The 18,580-nt window shown below is 69.6% G+C and carries 12 protein-coding genes and 6 tRNA genes; 11 read left to right on the forward strand and 7 right to left on the reverse strand.

The window, feature by feature from the left end; translation table 11 throughout:
- Window positions 1–13 precede the first annotated feature (13 nt).
- Both ACGIF2_RS01590 and ACGIF2_RS01595 read right to left on the reverse strand, forming a co-directional pair.
- Window positions 14–889, reverse strand: coding sequence for an aminotransferase class IV (locus tag ACGIF2_RS01590; protein ID WP_396042773.1), 876 nt, complete (start codon window positions 887–889; stop codon window positions 14–16).
- 99 nt (window positions 890–988) lie between these two features.
- Window positions 989–2,113 carry a chorismate-binding protein gene (locus ACGIF2_RS01595; protein WP_396042775.1) on the reverse strand — a complete coding sequence of 375 codons (1,125 nt, stop codon included), beginning with the start codon at window positions 2,111–2,113 and terminating at the stop codon, window positions 989–991.
- Window positions 2,114–2,237: 124 nt separating this feature from the next.
- On the opposite strand from ACGIF2_RS01595, the gene ACGIF2_RS01600 reads away from it, so the two are divergent.
- The 3 genes from ACGIF2_RS01600 to ACGIF2_RS01610 all read left to right on the forward strand — a co-directional run bounded on the left by ACGIF2_RS01600 (window position 2,238) and on the right by ACGIF2_RS01610 (window position 2,530).
- Window positions 2,238–2,309: transfer RNA gene (locus tag ACGIF2_RS01600), tRNA-Gly, on the forward strand.
- A gap of 53 nt (window positions 2,310–2,362) precedes the next feature.
- Window positions 2,363–2,433 (forward strand) — tRNA-Cys (locus ACGIF2_RS01605).
- A gap of 22 nt (window positions 2,434–2,455) precedes the next feature.
- Window positions 2,456–2,530, forward strand: a tRNA-Val gene (locus tag ACGIF2_RS01610).
- Window positions 2,531–2,633: 103 nt separating this feature from the next.
- Here ACGIF2_RS01610 and ACGIF2_RS01615 read toward each other — a convergent pair.
- Together ACGIF2_RS01615 and ACGIF2_RS01620 are read right to left on the reverse strand one after the other, a co-directional pair.
- Entirely contained in the window at window positions 2,634–3,152 is a 519-nt protein-coding gene (locus ACGIF2_RS01615; RefSeq protein WP_396042777.1) for a GNAT family N-acetyltransferase, read from the reverse strand.
- A gap of 175 nt (window positions 3,153–3,327) precedes the next feature.
- On the reverse strand, window positions 3,328–3,921 hold the full coding sequence (locus tag ACGIF2_RS01620) for a sugar O-acetyltransferase (RefSeq protein WP_396042779.1): 594 nt from the start codon (window positions 3,919–3,921) through the stop codon (window positions 3,328–3,330).
- Window positions 3,922–4,339: 418 nt separating this feature from the next.
- On the opposite strand from ACGIF2_RS01620, the gene ACGIF2_RS01625 reads away from it, so the two are divergent.
- From ACGIF2_RS01625 to ACGIF2_RS01635, 3 genes are all read left to right on the forward strand, one after another.
- Window positions 4,340–4,411 (forward strand) — tRNA-Gly (locus ACGIF2_RS01625).
- Between the two features lie 54 nt (window positions 4,412–4,465).
- A tRNA-Cys gene (locus ACGIF2_RS01630) sits at window positions 4,466–4,536 on the forward strand.
- 14 nt (window positions 4,537–4,550) lie between these two features.
- Window positions 4,551–4,625, forward strand: a tRNA-Val gene (locus ACGIF2_RS01635).
- A 175-nt stretch (window positions 4,626–4,800) separates the two neighbouring features.
- Here the strand turns inward: ACGIF2_RS01635 and ACGIF2_RS01640 are convergent.
- Entirely contained in the window at window positions 4,801–5,535 is a 735-nt protein-coding gene (locus ACGIF2_RS01640; protein WP_396042781.1) for a hypothetical protein, read from the reverse strand.
- A gap of 445 nt (window positions 5,536–5,980) precedes the next feature.
- Here ACGIF2_RS01640 and ACGIF2_RS01645 point away from each other — a divergent pair, with 445 nt between their 5' ends.
- Together ACGIF2_RS01645 and ACGIF2_RS01650 are read left to right on the forward strand one after the other, a co-directional pair.
- The gene (locus ACGIF2_RS01645) at window positions 5,981–6,211 is read left to right on the forward strand and encodes a SulP family inorganic anion transporter (RefSeq protein WP_396042783.1); all 231 of its coding nucleotides are present in this window, start codon (window positions 5,981–5,983) and stop codon (window positions 6,209–6,211) included.
- 500 nt (window positions 6,212–6,711) lie between these two features.
- Entirely contained in the window at window positions 6,712–8,082 is a 1,371-nt protein-coding gene (locus tag ACGIF2_RS01650) for an arylsulfatase (protein WP_396042785.1), read from the forward strand.
- An 857-nt stretch (window positions 8,083–8,939) separates the two neighbouring features.
- Here the strand turns inward: ACGIF2_RS01650 and ACGIF2_RS01655 are convergent.
- Entirely contained in the window at window positions 8,940–11,195 is a 2,256-nt protein-coding gene (locus tag ACGIF2_RS01655) for a LuxR C-terminal-related transcriptional regulator (RefSeq protein ID WP_396042787.1), read from the reverse strand.
- A 155-nt stretch (window positions 11,196–11,350) separates the two neighbouring features.
- On the opposite strand from ACGIF2_RS01655, the gene ACGIF2_RS01660 reads away from it, so the two are divergent.
- On the forward strand, window positions 11,351–13,717 hold the full coding sequence (locus ACGIF2_RS01660; protein WP_396042789.1) for a sulfatase-like hydrolase/transferase: 2,367 nt from the start codon (window positions 11,351–11,353) through the stop codon (window positions 13,715–13,717).
- A gap of 173 nt (window positions 13,718–13,890) precedes the next feature.
- Window positions 13,891–14,889, forward strand: a complete 999-nt coding sequence (locus tag ACGIF2_RS01665) for a formylglycine-generating enzyme family protein (protein ID WP_396042791.1) — start codon at window positions 13,891–13,893, stop codon at window positions 14,887–14,889.
- A gap of 454 nt (window positions 14,890–15,343) precedes the next feature.
- Here the strand turns inward: ACGIF2_RS01665 and ACGIF2_RS01670 are convergent, their stop codons facing one another.
- Complete coding sequence (locus tag ACGIF2_RS01670; protein ID WP_396042793.1) at window positions 15,344–15,994, reverse strand: hypothetical protein; 651 nt, start codon at window positions 15,992–15,994, stop codon at window positions 15,344–15,346.
- A 187-nt stretch (window positions 15,995–16,181) separates the two neighbouring features.
- Here ACGIF2_RS01670 and ACGIF2_RS01675 point away from each other — a divergent pair, with 187 nt between their 5' ends.
- On the forward strand, window positions 16,182–18,566 hold the full coding sequence (locus tag ACGIF2_RS01675; protein ID WP_396042795.1) for an ATP-binding cassette domain-containing protein: 2,385 nt from the start codon (window positions 16,182–16,184) through the stop codon (window positions 18,564–18,566).
- Window positions 18,567–18,580 lie beyond the last annotated feature (14 nt).

Genomic DNA, 18,580 nt, shown 5'->3' on the forward strand with positions numbered 1-18,580 from the left:
GCGTGGCCGGGCCTCACGGGTCGAGGTGCTCGACCATCCGCGACTCGAACAGGTCGCGCGCGGCCGCGCACAGCGGACCGACCGCGACGTCGTGGCCGTCGAGCTGCACCACGGGCACCACGTTGCGCACCGAACCGCTCAGCAGCAGGTGCGCACCACCGGCGAGCACGTCGTCGAGGACCGACAGGGGCAGCTCCCCCGGCCTGGCCTCGCGAACCGGCAGGCCCGTCTCGGCGCCCCACTCGAGCAGCAGCTCGCGCGTGATGCCGGCGAGGCACCCGCCCGACAACGCCGGGGTGACCAGCTCGCCGTCGCGCTCGACGAAGACGTTCGAGCCGGTGCCCTCGCACAGCTCGCCCACTGTGTTCGCGAGCAGCGCCTCGTCGGCGCCGTGCCGGGCCGCCTCGGCGAGAGCCACCACGTTCTCGGCGTACGAGGTCGTCTTGAGCCCCGCCACCGCCGAGCGCTCGTTGCGCACCCACGGCACCCGCACCGCGCGGGCGACGTCCGAGCGCGTGGCCGGACCGGCGAGGACCACCACCGTCTGGGGGACGAGTCCCGCGGTGAAACGGTGCGAGCCGAGCGGACCGGGACCGGCCGTGAGCGTGATCCGCAGCCGCCCGACGTCGGGTCCAGAGGCGGCGAGCACAGCCGCCACCCCGGCGCGGATCGCGGCCTCGTCCGGGTCCTCGAGACCCAGGCCGCGCGCCGAGCGGGTGAGCCGACGCAGGTGACGGGTCAACGCGAACGCCTCGCCCCGCACCACGCTGCACGTCTCGAACACGCCGTCACCCACGGTCAGGCCGTGGTCCACGGCGGTCACGAGGGGGTCGTCGGGGGCCCGCAGGCTCCCGTCGAACCAGATCAGGGGGGTTGTCGGGTCGCTCATGGCTGCCAGTCTGGCACCGGACGAGCGCGAGAGGGCGGTGAAGCTGCGGCGCGCGCCGGTTGCCGCCGGACGGCACAACGGGGTGCGGTGCGGAGGCGCTCAGTGCGGACGGGAGGCGAGCCCGACCAGGCGGCGGGCCTTGAGCTCGGTCTCGACCCACTCCGCGGCCGGGTCGCTCCCCCACGTGATGCCCGCGCCGGTGCCGAAGCGCAGCACCCCGCCGACGCCCGGGTCGGGCTCCCACCAGAACGTGCGGATCCCCACCGCGAGCTCGGCGCGCACCGCACCGTCGGGGGCGACGTCGACCCAGCCGAACGCGCCGCAGTACGGCCCCCGGGGTGCCCGCTCGAGCGCCCCGATGACGCGCAGCGCCGCGCTCTTGGGAGCCCCCGAGACCGATCCGGGCGGGTACGTGGCGTCGAGCAGGGTCGACCACAGCCGCGCACCACCCACGACGTCGGGGGTGAGGGCGCCCTGGACGGTCGAGACCAGGTGCACCAGGCCCGGGTGCTCCTCGACCGCGAGCAGCGACGTCACCTCCACGGTCCCCGGCAGGCAGACGCGCTGCAGGTCGTTGCGCACCAGGTCGGTGATCATGACGTTCTCGGCGCGGTCCTTGGCCAGCAGCCCGTCCACGGTCGCCGCGGTGCCCTTGATCGGGGCCGACGTGACCACGTCGCCGTCGACCCGCAGGAACAGCTCGGGCGAGGCGCTCACGACCCACGCCGGCTCGATGCCCGGGCCCGCGGGGACGCTCACTCCTCCCGCGTACGGCGCGGGGTTGCCCGCCTCGAGGACCGCAGCGAGGGCACGCGCATCGGGCGGGCCGTCCGCACCAGGGGGCAGCGGTGCCGCGAGCACACGGCAGACGTTCGCCTGGTAGACACCCCCGCGCCGCACCTCCGCACGCACCTGCCGCACGGCGTCCTCGTACGCGTCGCGCGTCATCGACGACGCCCACGCATCCGCGGACGGACCTGCCCACGGTCCGGGCCGCGGGATCACAGGCCCCGGGTCGCGGTCGACCTCGGCGAAACGCCAGGCCCGCACCCGCCCCTCGAACTCCCCCACGACCACCCAGAGCCCCGGCGTGGTGAGCCGCTCAGGCTCCGCACGAAGGTCGACCTGCTCGAGCACGCCGCGCGCGCGCAGCCCGGCGAACCACGCCTCGCCCGCCGCGGCGACCTGCGGGGCGGGCGCCACGGAACGGCTGGTCACGGCCACGACGTCACCGTAGCGACCCGCGGCATGCCCCCGCGGGCGAGGCCAGTTGGACGGACCCCGAAAGAGTCAGTTAGAGTCTGGGACGCACACAGAACGCCGGTGAGAGCCGGCGTGACGTGATCGCGCGGACGTGGCTCAGTGGTAGAGCATCACCTTGCCAAGGTGAGGGTCGCGGGTTCGAATCCCGTCGTCCGCTCGGAGATGAACTCCTTGATCGGGGCACTCGTGCACCGCTGAGGACGATCTCAGGGTGGAGTGGCCGAGTGGCGAGGCAGCGGCCTGCAAAGCCGTATACGTGGGTTCGAATCCCATCTCCACCTCGCAACACGCTTCACCCCTCACGGGCGATTGGCGCAGCGGTAGCGCGCTTCCCTGACACGGAAGAGGTCACTGGTTCGATCCCAGTATCGCCCACCATCTTGTGCAGTTCAGAGGCCGTTCCGGGTTCACCCGGGGCGGCCGTCCTGCATCTCCGCACCCCGCGCGCTGCGGACCACGCCGATGGCGGACCCCAGGAGCGTCAGGTGCGAACGAGGCGCCTCTCCCACAGGCCGGTGTCGGGGTCGATCTTCCGGTGGCCGTCGAAGGCGAAGCCCCACTTCTCGTAGAAGGCGTGCGCACGCGGGTTGGTCTCGAAGACCCACAGGTGCGCGGGCGCGTCACCGAGAGCGTGCGAGATGAGTGCCGCGGCCACGTCGGTGCCGTGATACGCCGCAGCCACGTACAGACTCTTGAGCTCCAGCGGCGGGATCCCCGAGTCGGCGGAGTCACCCCAGCTGACGACGCCCGCGAGCGAGCCTGCGACACGACCGACGGCAACGTGGCGCGTACCTGTCACAACCCTCTCGCGCCAGCGCATCTCACGAGCGTCCGCGTCAACGCCATCGAGATAGCTCCGCGGAACCAGGTCCAGGTACGCCTCACGCCAGCACGCGGTCTGGAACTCGGCAATCGCGCGCACGTCGGAGGACACCGCCGCGCGCACCACGACACCGGCGCGCTCGTGCCGTTCCTCCCTGGCCGACGACATGCCACTCATCGCTGTCCCCTTCACCGTCGGGGCAATCCACCCGAATCGCTGGACCGGACGCAACGGTAGCCCGCCCGCCACCAACCGGACCGCGGTGGCAGCTGCCAGGGCGCTCGACCCTGCGGCGCCAAAGACGACAGCGCCGCCCTCGTGCCAGCCGGCGGCGGGTACGGCGCTCGCGCGGTCAGGCGAGGGTGCGGATCACCCGAGCCGGGTTCCCGGCCGCGAGGACGCCCGCCGGCACGTCCTTGGTGACGACAGCACCGGCGCCGATGACCGATCCGGCACCGATCGTCACGCCCGGGCAGATCACGACGCTGCCGCCGAGCCACACGTTGTCGCCGATGACGATGGGCTCGACCCGCTCATAGCCCTCGAGGCGGTGCTGCGGGTCGAGCGAGTGGTTCGGGGTGTAGAGCCGCGCGCTCGGACCGATCAGCACGTTCTTGCCGATCACGATCTCGCCGCCGCCGAGGGCCAGGAAGTCGGCGTTGATGAACGTGCCGTCGCCGATGTGGAGCTGCGAGCCGTAGTCGAGGTAGACCGGCGGCCGGAAGTCCACACCGTCGCCGACCGTCCCCACGAGCTCGCGGAACAGCGCCAGGGCCGCGTCGGGGTCGCTCGCGTAGGTCTCGTTGATCTCGCGGCAGGCGCGCTGGGTCGCGGTGGTCATGCCGGCCAGCTCGGGTCCGTGCCGGTAGCGGTACCACTCCCCCGCGACCATCTTGTCGAACTCGGAGCGGGTGGGGTCGCCGGTCGGCGCGGTCGTGGGGGGCACGGTGCCCGACGATACCAACGGCGCAGGCATCAGACCGGGGACCTTGTCCTCGCCGCACCACAGACCTGCCCGGGTGCACTGCCCAGGGACGCCGCTCGCCGTGACGACGCTGCGTGGCGAGGCTTCGGCCGCCGCCGGACCGCCGAGCGCGCCGGGCATCCGGGCATCCGGGCACCGGCACCACGCGCACGCATCGGCCCCGCTCCCCTGCCCCGATGATCCGGGCGACCACCGCGGCGGTGTGATGCACGCCGCGCCGCGCCGCAGATCCGCAGGATCATCGGGCAGCCGGGCACCACGGGAGGCCCATGACCGGCGCTGCAGGTCACAGCGCCTGCCGGGTGACCCGAGCACCCCCCAGAATCGGCTAGAGTTCTGGTCGCGCCTGAAGCGCCGGGAGACCGGCCCACGTGGTCGCGCGGACGTGGCTCAGTGGTAGAGCATCACCTTGCCAAGGTGAGGGTCGCGGGTTCGAATCCCGTCGTCCGCTCGGAGATGAGTTCTGATCGGGGCACGTGTGCACCACTGAGGAACGCTTCTCAGCGGTGGAGTGGCCGAGTGGCTAGGCAGCGGCCTGCAAAGCCGTCCACGTGGGTTCGAATCCCATCTCCACCTCGCAGGACTGCATTGGGCGATTGGCGCAGCGGTAGCGCGCTTCCCTGACACGGAAGAGGTCACTGGTTCGATCCCAGTATCGCCCACCACCATTACCGCAGGTCAGAGGCCGTTTCGGAAGACTCCGAGGCGGCCTTTTCCCTTGCTCTGAGGCGAAATGTAGCAACGGGTGTAGCAACGTCCCTCCAGATCGCCGCACCCGGTCGTGCATAGATCTGCGAGCGCAGGCATCGAGATGCAGCCCCGAGCCTTCTACAGGCAGCTTTACTCAGCCCTCCCGATGTCGGTCGTCTCGTCGGCCGAGAAGACCACCGGCTGCGTCATTCCGACTCGGCCGGTGCCGACAGCGTTGCCGTCGTAGTAGAGAGAGACGTTGCCGCCCTTGGCCAGGCCGCCGCCGAACGCGAACTCCATCCGCACTTGGTGCTTGCCCTCGGGGATCGCCGTGGCGGCCTCTGCGAACTCCTGGATGCCCAGGACGTTGTAGACGAACTTGGCCTTGCCGTCCTTGGCGTAGAGACACCAGCCGCCGAACCGTCCTCCCTGAGCGATGATCACGCCCTCCGCCCCGCCTGCGGGGACATTGACCTTCGCGGTGATCGAGAACGACTTGTTCTTGATGCTGACGACGCTGTTCTCCGACAGACGTCCCATGCCAAGGAAGAACAGTTGCGAGTTCCCACTGATCAGCGTTGGTCGGCCAGCCATTTCTGGGACGATTCTCTCTGCGGTGCGGTCGTCCATGGGCAACACGTTGTACTTGGTGGCCTCGATCAGCCAGAGTCGCTGCAACTTGGCGAGCATGTCCGGCTTGTCGGCGGCCAGGTCGCGGGCCTGGCTGTAATCGGCCGTGCCGTCGTACAACTCCCACACGTCGTCGTCGAACGCCGGGAGATCACCACCGACCATGACCCACGGCGTGCGGTGCTTCGTCACCGCGCTCCAGCCCCGGTGATAGATCCCGCGATTGGCGAACATCTCGAAGTACTTGCAGATCATGCTGCTCCGGCGCGTCCACGCCGTTCAACGTGTACAGCATGCTCGTGCCCTCCATGGGCGACTGCTGCACCCCTTTCACCATCGTCGGCTCAGGCAGCCCGGCCGCCTCCAAGATCGTCGGAGCGACGTCATGACATGCACGAACTGCGACCGCAGCCCACCCAGGTCCTCGATCCCGTTGGGCCAGTGCACGATCGTCGCGTTGCGGGTCCCGCCCCAGTGCGACGCCACCTGCTCCGTCCACTGACGCGGGTGATCACGTTCGCACCTGCCACCTGAGTCGGGCGGTCGCAGGAGCCTGCTTGCCGACAGGCCGGGCAATGACGACGTCGGGCGAGCTCGAGGCCCGACTCCGGGTGGCTCCCCGGAGAGGTCGCGGAGCGAGACACGGCGTACCCCAGCCACACGACCACTCGAGCCGCCCGTAATGGCCGCCCTTCCCCGCGTGTCCCTGCTCTCGGGCTTTGCCGGGATCGGTCCCGGCAGTGCGCTGCGCGAGGCGTCAGCCGGCGTCATGCTCCTCGCCCTGGCTGTCCCCTTGAACATCGGGTACGCCCAGATCGCCGGGCTCCCCGCGACCGCAGGCATGTACGCACTGATCGTGCCAACGATCGTGTTCGCGCTGCTGACACGACGGACTGGACATCGCTCGCGCTCCGATGCCCGCTCGGCGTAGGCCCCGGCGCGGTGTTGCCGCACGATCGTCTCGACGAATTCCCGCCTCGCAATCTCCTCGCGCATCCGCTTCCTCGACTGCTTCGCGCTTCTGGTCGAGCCGTTGCTGCCAGGTCAGCACGCGGAGGGCGGGCGCGTGCACAGGCTCGAGCTCGTCGAGCTTCGCTCATCGCCGCCAGGCGGGCAGCTCGTCGGGTCTGAGGTCGGACTTGGACACGCCGAGGAGTCGCACGCTCGGGTCGCCGGGGTTCCGGATGACGCCCAGGACGGAGGACAACCGAGGTGGGGTCGCCGGGATCGCAACGATCCACGTCGCTGGGACCTCGCCACTCGTCGGGCTCCCAGTGAGGCGACCTCCTCTCGCCGGGCCCATGACGAAGAGCGTCATCGAGCTCGGGCCAGCTGCCCGGTTTCACCTACTTTGGGCGATGCGACGACCGGGGTGGTGCGCGATCCTGAGCGTGAGCGGGCGACGACCGCCCGCACTAGGGAGGTGCCGCGATGGCGAGAACGCCGAACGTGGTGTTCATCTTGTGCGACAACGTGGGCTGGGGCGACTTCGGCGTCTACGGCGGGAGTACGCCGACGCCGCGCATCGACCGGCTAGCCGGCGAGGGCATCCGGTTCAACAACTACTGCGTCGAGTCGCAGTGCACGCCAACGCGCTCGGCCATCTTGACCGGTCGCCAGTCCGTGCGGTCGGGTACGTTCCGGGTGCCGTTCGCAGGGGAAGGGAAAGCGGGCTTGGCGCCCTGGGAGTACACGATCGCCGACCTGCTCTCCGAGGCTGGCTATGCGACGTCGCTGTTCGGCAAGTGGCACTGCGGGGACACCGAGGGCCGGTTGCCGACGGACCAGGGTTTCGACGAGTGGTGGGGCTATCGCAACAGCGTCGACGAGGCCGGCTGGACGTCTTACGCCACGTTTGACGCGATCGCCAAGGCCAAGGGAATTCAACCGCCGCAGCTCTGGGAGGGCACCAAAGGTGGTGCGCAGACCGCCGTGCGCGAGCTGAATCTGGAGGTGCGACCGTTGCTGGACGAGCTGATCGTGCAGAAGGCGACCGACTTCATCACCCGCCAGGCTGCTGCGGACAAGCCGTTCTTCACCTACGTCGGGCTCTCACACATGCACCCGCCGGAGCGTGCGCACCCGGACTTCGACCAGACCTCCCCGGCCCGCCTGGGCCAGTACGCGGACCTCATCGCCGAGATGGACTACCGGGTCGGACAGATCGTGGACTGCATCGACGAGGCGGGCATCACCGACAACACCCTCGTGGTCTTCTCCAGCGACAACGCGGCAGGGGACATCCCGGCCATCCAAGGCGGCTCGAACGGCCCCTTCCGCGGCTCGTTCATGACCCCGCCGTGGGAAGGGTCGATGCGGGTTCCAGCGATGGCCCGCTGGCCAGGGAGCGTTCCGGCGGGTGTGGTCACCGAGGAGCTGCTGTCCGCGCACGACTGGTACGCCACCTTCGCTTCCCTTGCCGGGGCAGCGGACAAGGTGCCCACCGACCGACCCATCGACGGCATCGACGCCTCGAACTTCCTGCTCGGGCAAAATAGCGCCAGCGGCCGGGAGAGCTATCTGTTCTTCGGTCCGGACGGTTCGTTGATGTCGGTCAAGTGGCGCAACGTCAAGGTGGTTCTGCGCTACAGCGACGGCATAGATCAGCCGATCGTGACTCCGCAATGGCCCATGCTCTTCGACCTGGCCAGCGACCCAGGCGAGCTGTACAACCTGCTGGCCACAAAGATGGATATGGGCTGGATGATGGGCGTCGCATTCCAGATCGTCGGCGACTACCAGAGGAGCATCGTCCAACACCCGAACATCAAGACCGGTGCTGAGTTTACCGGGTACGAGTGACGGCACCGAGCCGGGCCGCCCAGCACAGCCAGCTGTAGCTCTCGGTCAACAAGCCTCGAGGTTAGAGCGATGATGAATGACTCAACCGGCCGCGTCAGCGACGTCGACGGCGGCGACCACCTCACACGTATGGGGTGACCAGTTAGCAGCCGACTGGCACGAGCGGGCGCACGACACTGATCGACCTTCTCGGGTGCCAACGCTCGTTGTCGGGCCCGCGGTAGCGCCGCGCACGCGGGCGAGGCGCTTCATCGCGTGCTTGAGCCGGAGCTCGTAGGTGTGCCGGGCAGCGGGAGGAAGCGGTTCGACCCGTCCTTCCGCCCCGTCGCCCGATCGACCGACTCGGGCGGAACACACGAAGGGCTGCTCCCACCCTGTCGGCGGCCCCGGCGCTTTCGTCACGCGAGTGTGTAGCTTCCGGTCCGGCAATCACGACCTTCACGCAATCGGCGTGATGACCCGCGCTCGCGGCGGGTCGCATAGTGGCATCGCACCGCACGGAACCGCCGAGTGACCCGATGAGGTGATCGCGTGGAGTACACCGACCGACTGCGACGCTTCGCGATCAACGACGCCGCGCTGCTTGAGAGGGAGTTCGAGCTGCGCGCTCTGGAGCCCTGGGCCGCCGCCCTCGTTCGGCTAGCCGCCCTGATCGCGATCGGGGGTGCGGAGCCGACGTACAGCGCGGAGGTCGACCGCGCGGTGAGCTGCGGAGCCACACCCACCCAGATCGTCGACGTGCTGGCTGCGTCCACCCGATCGTCGGTCTTCCGATTGTCGTCACGGCTGCACCCAAGCTGCTCTGGCGCTCGGCTACGACCCGTTCGACACGGACCCGGGGGGATCCACCTGACCCGCTAATCCCCCAGCAGGCCGATCCTGACGGCCTGCACCACGGCGTCGCTGCGCGTCGAGACGCCGAGCTTGCGGTAGATCGATCCGATCTCCGAGCCCGCAGTGTTCCGCGAGACGAAGAGTCTCTCGCCGATCTCCTTGATCGTCAGGTGCGTCTGCAAATACGGCAGGACGCGAAGCTCGGCAGGGGTGAGTGGGGAGCGGCCGGTCGCGCCTAGGTGCTCGCTCGCGTCGAGTGCCGCTCGCAGGTCGGTGACCTCGCGGAGAAGGGTCCCCAGGTGGGCCCGGAGCAACAGGAGATCGTCGATCTCACGCAGCAGGTGGCGCGCGGCGGCGTGGTCACCAAGGGCAGCGCAGGTCCGCGCGAGCTGAACCCGGCCGCGTACGGCGACGAACGGCAGCACGTGGGTGCACAGGCGCCGGGCACGCATCGCGCGGGTGAGGTGCCGGTTCGCCTCGGCGATGTCACCGTTGTGCACGTACAGGCGGGACGCTGCGGCGAACCCGAGCATGCTCACGGCGTAGTCGTGCATCCGGTGCTCGTCGATCACGCCCAATAGGCGTCGCACCCGGATTCCCGCTTGCGTCCAACGCCCGTGGTCCATGTCGAGCAGGGCTAGCTCGGCCTCGCAGAAGACGACCGAGTCGCCGTTGCCGATGCGATCGCCCGCGACGCTGCCCTCCTCGAGCAGACTCGCCGCGCGGTCGACGTCGCCGAGCAGGAGGTGGGCCTCGCCCAGCAGGAGCAAGGCGTTGTCCCGCCACGGGCTCCACTCGGGTTCCAGCTCGATCGACATCGCGGCGTCCGCGAGCATCCTCTCGGGGCCGTCCGCGCACATCGTTGCCCGAAGCATGGCCCGGGCCGAGTCGAACGACGAGGAACCGTCCAGCGGGACCAGGTCGAACGAGGACGCCTTGACGACCGCGGCCCACCGCTCTGCGTCCACGGCGTTGCCGGTGAACACGGCGATGTAGCCGGAGAGCACGGCCAACGGGGGGTACCCGGCCACCGAGACGTCGCCGAGGGTGCGCAGCCAGCGTTGAACCGTCCCGACCTGTCCGGCCGCCCACGTCGGGACTACCAGCTGCGTGACGAGGTGCACGCACCGCTCCAGCTCGCTGGTCCGCAGCAGGTGCTCCAACGCCCGGGCCATCGAGCCGTGAGACTCGAACCAGTCGGCAGCGCGCAAGTGAAGCTTCATTGAACATTCGGGCTCGATACGGGCCAGCTCGCCGAGAAGGAACTCTCGAAAGAGGGGGTGATATCGGAACCACTCTCGGCGGCGATCCAGAGGGATCAGGAAGAGACTGGAGGCCTCGAGGTTGCGCAGCTCCTCCACCGCTCGGGGGGCAGCAGGATCGTCGACGAGCGCGTCGCACAACGGCGCGCACATCTGGTCCAGGACGGCAGTCCGTCGCAAGAACTGCTGCGTGTGCTCTGGCAGCCGCATCAGCGCTTCGCGCTGCAGGAAGTCGGCGACGTATCGGTCCTCCCCCGTCAACATCGGCACCGCGCCACTTGCGTCGTCGCGTGCGATCAGCGACGCCAAGTAGATCCCGACCGGCCAGCCCTCCGTGCGTTCGGTCAGGAGAGCGGCTGCTTCCGGGGTCACTGTGACGTGTGACGTCGCGAAGATCTGCTCGGCACCCGATGCGTCGAGTGCTAGGTCCGATGCGGTGAGCTCGATGGCGTCCCCGGTGGCGCGCAGCCGGGGAAGATGCGGATGCTCTGTCCTGCTCGCCGAGACCACCTGCGAACCGTCCGGGATACCTGCCAGCACGACGCCGAGGATGTCGTGGCACTCTGCCGAACGCACCTCGTGCAGGTCGTCGAGGACGAGCAGGAAGGGCACCGAGCTCGCACGGAGCACCGCCGCCATCCGCGGTGCAGCGCGACCCAGCGGGGACACGCCGATGCCGACCAGCTCGGAGGCAAGCCCGAGATCTCCGCCCGGGATCCTTTCGACCGCGGCGGCGAGCAGCGTGAGCAGCGCAGCAGGATCGTCGTCGAGCCGGTCGAGCGACACCCACGCCACGTACCGGTCCTCGCGCAACGCCCATTCGGCCAGCAGGGTCGACTTGCCATATCCGGCCGGCGCCGTCACGCTCACAACTCGGCATCCGCTGGTCCGGGCGCGCTCGATCAGATGCGCCCTGGCGACCCAGCCTGAGCGTGGTCGAGGCACTGCGAGCTTGGTGTCGAGGAGTACCCGGTCCAGCTCGGCGGTCGCGGGTAGCCCGCCGGGGACCTCGGTCACTCTCGCAGCGTAGGCACAGCCGGTGGTCCGCTCAACATTTCGTCCTGGTGGTTCCGCCAACGACGTTCTCACGCGTTATGCGTGATGTGTCCTCATTCGGGTGCGCCTAGTTTCAAGACGACCGATCGACGTCACAGAGCCTGCGGAGAACCGTCATGAGCGCTGACCGGCACGCACGCACGATGCTCCCCATCCCGGACCGCCCGGCGCCGAGGCTGACGACGTACGACGCGAAGGACCCCGACACGACCTTCCCGCCGATTGAGCCCCTGCTCCCGCCGCAGGGAGCGCCGAACGTGCTGATCGTGCTGCTCGACGACGTGGGTTTCGGGGCGTCGAGCGCGTTCGGTGGCCCGTGCGCCACGCCGAACGCCGAACGGTTGGCGGCCGGAGGGCTGAGGTTCAACCGGTTCCACACCACCGCCCTGTGCGCGCCCACCAGGCAGGCCATGCTGACCGGCCGCAACCACCACTCGGTCGGCATGGGCAGCATCACGGAGACGGCGACATCCGCGCCGGGCAACAGCTCGCTGCGACCGAACACCAAGGCGCCCCTGGCGATGACCCTCAAGCTGAACGGGTACTCGACCGCGCAGTTCGGCAAGTGCCACGAGGTCCCGGTGTGGCAGTCGTCACCGCTGGGCCCGTTCGACGCGTGGCCGTCAGGCGGCGGTGGGTTCGAGACCTTCTACGGGTTCATCGGCGGCGAGAACAACCAGTGGGAGCCGGCGCTGTACGACGGGACGACACCCGTCGACCCGCCGGCGACGCCCGAGGAGGGCTACCACCTGACTGAGGACCTGGCCGACCATGCCGTGACCTGGGTGCGACAGCAGAAGGCGTTGATGCCCGACAGGCCGTTCTTCGTCTACTTCGCCCCGGGTGCGACGCACGCACCGCACCACGTGCCGAAGGACTGGATCGACAAGTACGCCGGGCGGTTCGACGACGGCTGGGACGTGCAGCGTGAACGCACGTTCACGCGGCAGAAGGAGCTGGGTGTGATCCCAGCCGACACCGAGCTCACCGCGCGGCACGACGAGATCCCGGCGTGGGACGACATGCCCGAGGAGCTCAAGCCGGTGCTGGCCCGTCAGATGGAGGTCTACGCCGCGTTCCTTGAGCACACGGACCACCACGTGGGCCGGCTCCTCGACGCCATCGAGGACCTCGGCGTCATGGACGACACGCTCGTGTACTACATCGTCGGCGACAACGGGGCGTCTGCCGAGGGCACCGTGAACGGTGCGTTCAACGAGATGGCCAACTTCAACGGCATGGCCGCGCTCGAGACGCCGGAGTTCATGCGCAGCAAGATGGGCGAGTTCGGCTCACCCGCGTCGTACAACCACTACGCGGTGGGCTGGGCCTGGGCGATGTGCTCGCCGCTGCAGTGGACCAAGCAGGTGGCCTCGCACTGGGGTGGCACCCGGAACGGGACGATCGTGCACTGGCCGCACGGGATCACCGAGAAGGGCGGGCTGCGCTCCCAGTTCACACATGTCATCGACGTGGCTCCGACGATCCTGGAGGCCGCGGGCCTGCCCGAGCCGACGATGGTCAACGGCGTGATGCAGTCGCCCATGGAGGGCACCTCCATGCAGTTCGCGTTCAACGAGCCCGACACCCCGGAGCGCCACGACCTGCAGTACTTCGAGATGTTCGGTAACCGCGGCATCTACCACCGCGGCTGGAGCGCGGTCACCAAGCACAAGACTCCGTGGTTGATGGTCGGCGGCAACCTGCCCGCGTTCGACGACGACGTCTGGGAGCTCTACGACGGCTCCACCGACTACAGCCAGGCCCGCAACCTCGCGGCCGAGCATCCCGACCTCCTGGCCAAGCTGCAGCGGTTATGGCTGATCGAGGCGGTGAAGTACAACGTCGTTCCGCTCGACGACCGCACCGGCGAGCGGCTGGAGCCGTCGATGGCGGGTCGGCCGACCCTGATCCGCGGCTCGTCGCAACTGTTCTTCCCGGGCATGGGGCGGCTGTCGGAGAACAGCGTGGTCAGCATCAAGAACAAGTCGTTCTCCGTGACCGCCGAGGTCAACGTCTCGCCCGGTGGCGTGCACGGCGTCGTGATCGCCCAGGGGGGCCGGTTCGGCGGGTGGAGCGTCTACTTCAAGGACGGCCGGCTCACGTTCGTCTACAACGTCCTGGGCATCCATGAGTTCTCGGTCCCGGCCGAACAGCCCATCCCGTCCGGGACGCACCAGGTGCGCGCAGAGTTCGCCTACGACGGGGGCGGGCTCGCCAAGGGCGGGGACGTGACCCTCTTCTACGACGGCACAGCGGTCGGTACGGGTCGGGTCGCGATGACGCAGCCGATGGTGTTCTCCGCCGACGAGACGACGGACATCGGCTACGAGTCCGGGACCACGGTGAGTCCCGACTACACGGCCGCCACCAGCCGGTTCACCGGGAAGATCCACTGGGTGCGGATCGACCTCGGCGACGACGACCACGACCACTTCATCGACCCCGACGAACGCCTCCGCATCGCACTCGCTCGCCAGTAGGCCGGACTCGCCGGAGCGGGGTTCACACCCCTCGCTCCCCTGGGCGCGGCGTCGAGAGTCACACCACCACGAAGGAGTCGCAATAGATGTGTCGACGACGTTCAGCAAGGGCGACGTACTGCTCTAGATGCTCGATCTCTTCCTGTTCATCATCAGGTTCTGGCTGCTGAGCTGTGCCCAGCGGAGAGCTGACCGCGGTGGTCGCGATACCGGGTGGCGAGCTGTTGATGGGCTCGACCGGGTACTACGCGGACGAGCAACCCGTCCACACGGTTGTCGTGCACGGCTTCCGGATCGAGACCCACCCGGTGACCAATGCGCAGTTCGCTGCGTTTGTCGACGACTCCGGTTACGTCACGGTGGCCGAGCAGCAGCTCGACCCCGTGTTCTACCCCGATGTCGCCGTCGAAGATCTGCAGCCCGGCGCACTCGTGTTCCGACCGACGAGCGGTCCGGTCCCGCTCACGAACTGGCGGCAGTGGTGGCACTGGCAGCCCGGCGCCTCGTGGCGGCACCCCTTCGGCCCGGGATCGGACCTCGCCGGCAAGACGAGTCACCCGGTGGTGCAAGTCAGCTACGTCGACGCCGCGGCCTATGCCGCGTGGGCCGGCAGATCGCTGCCCACCGAGCCCGAGTGGGAGCTCGCCGCACGGGGCGGTCTCGTCGGCAAGGACTTCGCCTGGGGCGATGACGCACGACCAGATGGCGACCTGCGGGCCAACACCTGGCAGGGCCGCTTCCCCTACGAGAATCTGGGCGCGGCCGGCTGGGCCGGTACTTCGCCGGTCGGCACATTTGCATCCAACGAGTTCGGGCTCGTGGACATGATCGGGAACGTCTGGGAGTGGACCGCCGACCCGTACACCGAGCGGCACGACGTCGACGCACATGCCACCTCGTCGTGCTGCGCGCCCTCGGCTGTGGAGGCACGCACGACAGCGAGCATGCACGCCGCGTCCACCGTCGATCCCGCGGTCCGAAAGGTCCTCAAGGGCGGGTCGCACCTGTGCGCCCCGGAGTACTGCTTGCGGTACCGCCCCGCTGCGCGGTCACCGCAGGCCATCGACTCAGCAACCACGCACATCGGCTTCCGCTGTGTCATCCGTTCGCACCTGGGGCCACCTGAGTCGGGCGGCCGCAGGAGCCTGCTTGCCGACTGGCACGGGGAATGACAACGTCCGGCGAGTTCTCATCGCCGCCGTGTGCTTCGTCGCGGTCCTCACCGTCGGCGCCGTCCGCGGCGTGATCATCGCGTTCCTGCTCTCGGTCATCGACGTCGTGCGACGAGCAGCCAACCCACCCCACCGCCGAGCTCGGCGCCAGCACGGGCCGCGGCCGCCTGGTCACCCGCAGTCGAGCATCTCAGGGGCGCCGACCGGGGCGACGCTCAGGACGGCCGCGTACTGGGTCGACGGCGACGACATCCCGCGCAAGACGGTCTCCGAGCTCAAACGGGTCGGTCACGACCATCACCGTGACGAACCTCGGCGCGGGCGCCCTGGTGACGGCACCGACCGACGACCAGGTCACGACCGAGATGCCGTTCTGACAGGCCCGCGGGACTGACGCGGCCCGCACGGGAGCCCGTCGCGGATCTGCTGCGACGGGGGCTCCCGTGCGGGGACGTCAGCCCAGGAGCGTCGGCGCGCCCGACCGGGCCCGCCGCCGCATCCCGACCGCGCCCGTGCCCAGGAGCAGGAACGAGCCTGCGAGCACCGCGATACGCAGCGGATCGAACCCCGTCGAGCTCAGGAAGCCGTGACGCACGACGGGCGTCGACTGCGCGGCCGGGGTGCCTCCGTCGGAATCCGGCGGGACGATCGCCGCGCTGCCGGGATCGGTGACGCCTGGCGTCACGACCGGGGCGGCCGTGCCGAAAGGCACGGAGGTGAGCAGGACGTCACCGGCGCCGGCGTTCACGTCGCCGTCGGCCGCACCGTAGGTCAAGGCGCTGAGCCATGCGGTGGTGGCACCGTCGTACGCCAAGAACAGGTTGCTGTCGTAGTCGTCCATGCCGTCGCGCTCCACTGTCCCGAACTGGGTGACCGGTCCCGGCGTGCCCCCGGGTGTCACGGCCACGCGGAACAGGTCCACGCCCCCGACGCCGCCGGCCATCCGCCCGGCGGTGTGCCCGACCACGAGGAGCCGGCCCGAGGGGTCGGCGACCACCGCGACCGCGCGATCGTCACCGGTGGTCCCCAGCTGGGTGGACCATCCGAGCGTGCCGGCGGCCGCGACCGACGCGACGAAGGCGTCCTTGTCCCCTCTGACAGGCACGCGGGGCTGACGCGGCGACACGTCAGCCCCGCGCTCGGGTGCTCGTCCGACCGGCCGTGCCTCGCCACGAGCGACCACGGTGGACGGTGCGCGATCCCGGATGGCACTGTGCCCCGGTGAGCCCGGCAAGACGCCGGCGAGGACGCGCTGACCGCGAGCGCGCTCCACCCAGGGGGACGGAGACACGATGAGTGCCACGGAGTCGGACCCGCACGCACCCGCGCCGCACGCCGCCGACGTGCACGACCTGATCCGTGTGCAGGGTGCACGGGAGAACAACCTGCGGGACGTGAGCGTCGAGATCCCGAAGCGTCGGCTGACGGTGTTCACCGGCGTGTCCGGGTCGGGCAAGAGCTCGTTGGTGTTCGACACGATCGCTGCGGAGTCGCAGCGGATGATCAACGAGACGTACAGCGCGTTCGTGCAGGGCTTCATGCCGACGCTCGCTCGGCCGGACGTGGACCTGCTGGAAGGGCTGACGACGGCGATCATCGTCGACCAGGAGCGGATGGGCGCCAACGTGCGCTCGACCGTCGGCACGGCCACGGACGCGAACGCGCTCCTGCGGATCCTGTTCAGCCGGCTCGGGGTGCCGCACGTCGGCTCGCCCCAGGCGTACTCGTTCAACGTGGCCTCGGCCCACGGTGCCGGGGCGATCACCGTCGAGCGTGGCTCGCAGAAGGCGTCGCGGGCGAGCTTCTCGATCACAGGCGGGATGTGCCCGCGGTGCGAGGGCATGGGGCGGGTGACCGACTTCGACCTGACCCAGCTGTACGACGCGGACAAGTCGCTCCTCGAGGGTGCGATCACGGTCCCGGGGTACAGCGTCGACGGGTGGTACGGGCGCATCTTCTCCGGCTGCGGGTTCTTCGACCCTGACAAGCCGGTCCGCGACTTCACGCCGACGGAGCTCGACGACCTGCTCCGCAAGGAGCCGACGAAGATCAGGGTCGACAACGTCAACCTCACGTACGAGGGCCTGATCCCGAAGATCCAGAAGTCGTTCCTGTCGAAGGACCGGGAGGCGATGCAGCCGCACATCCGGGCGTTCGTGGACCGGGCGGTCACGTTCACGTCGTGCCCCGAGTGCGGCGGCACCCGGCTCAACGAGGGGGCGCGCTCGTCACGGATCGACGGCGTGAACATCGCCGACGCGTGCGCCATGCAGATCAGCGACCTCGCCGGGTGGGTGCGTGACCTGGACGCGCCGTCGGTGGCACCGCTGCTGGGGGCGCTGCGGGACCTGCTCGACGCCTTCACCGAGATCGGGCTCGGGTACCTCTCGCTGGACCGGGCGTCGGGCACGCTCTCGGGCGGTGAGGCGCAGCGCACCAAGATGATCCGCCACCTGGGGTCCTCGCTCACCGATGTGACCTACGTGTTCGACGAGCCGACGGTCGGTCTGCACCCGCACGACATCCAGCGGATGAACGACCTGCTGCTGCGGCTGCGCGACAAGGGCAACACGGTGCTCGTGGTGGAGCACAAGCCGGAGACGATCACGATCGCCGACCACGTCGTCGACCTCGGGCCCGGTGCGGGCTCGGCAGGTGGCACCGTCTGCTTCGAGGGCACCGTGGAGCAGCTCGCGACCAGCGGCACCCTCACGGGCCGCCACCTCGACGACCGGGCCACCCTCAAGCAGGAGGTGCGCACCCCCCACGGCAGGCTCGAGGTCCGGGGCGCATCCACCCACAACCTGCAGGACGTCGACGTCGACATCCCGCTGGGCGTCCTCACCGTGGTCACCGGTGTCGCCGGCTCGGGCAAGTCCTCGCTCATCCAGGGCTCGGTCGCGGGGCGGGACGGCGTGGTGTCGGTGGACCAGGGCGCGATCAAGGGGTCCCGGCGCAGCAACCCGGCCACGTACACCGGACTGCTCGAGCCCATCCGCAAGGCGTTCGCGAAGGCCAACGGCGTCAAGCCGGCGCTGTTCAGCGCCAACTCCGAGGGGGCGTGCCCCACGTGCAACGGCGCGGGCGTGGTCTTCACCGACCTGGCGATGATGGCGGGCGTCGCCACGGTCTGCGAGACGTGCGAAGGGAAGAGGTTCGAGGCCTCGGTGCTCGAGTACCACCTGGGCGGGCGTGACATCAGCGAGGTGCTCGCGATGCCGGTCACCGAGGCCACGGAGTTCTTCGGCTCGGGCGAGGCTCGCGTCCCCGCCGCGCACGCTGTGCTCGGGCGGCTCTCCGACGTCGGGCTCGGGTACCTCAGCCTGGGCCAGCCGCTCACGACCCTGTCCGGCGGCGAACGGCAGCGGCTCAAGCTGGCGACCCGCATGGCGGAGAAGGGCGGCGTGTACGTCCTCGACGAGCCCACGTCGGGCCTGCACCTGGCCGACGTCGAGCAGCTGCTCGGCCTGCTCGACCGGCTCGTCGACTCGGGCACGTCCGTCGTCGTGATCGAGCACCACCAGGCCGTCATGGCGCACGCCGACTGGATCATCGACCTCGGCCCCGGCGCGGGGCACGACGGCGGGCGGGTGGTCTTCGAGGGCACGCCCGCCGACCTGGTCGCGGACCGCTCGACCCTGACCGGCCAGCATCTCGCGGCCTACGTCGGCGCCTGACGGCCCGCACGGGA

This window comes from Cellulomonas sp. P22, from assembly GCF_044392165.1.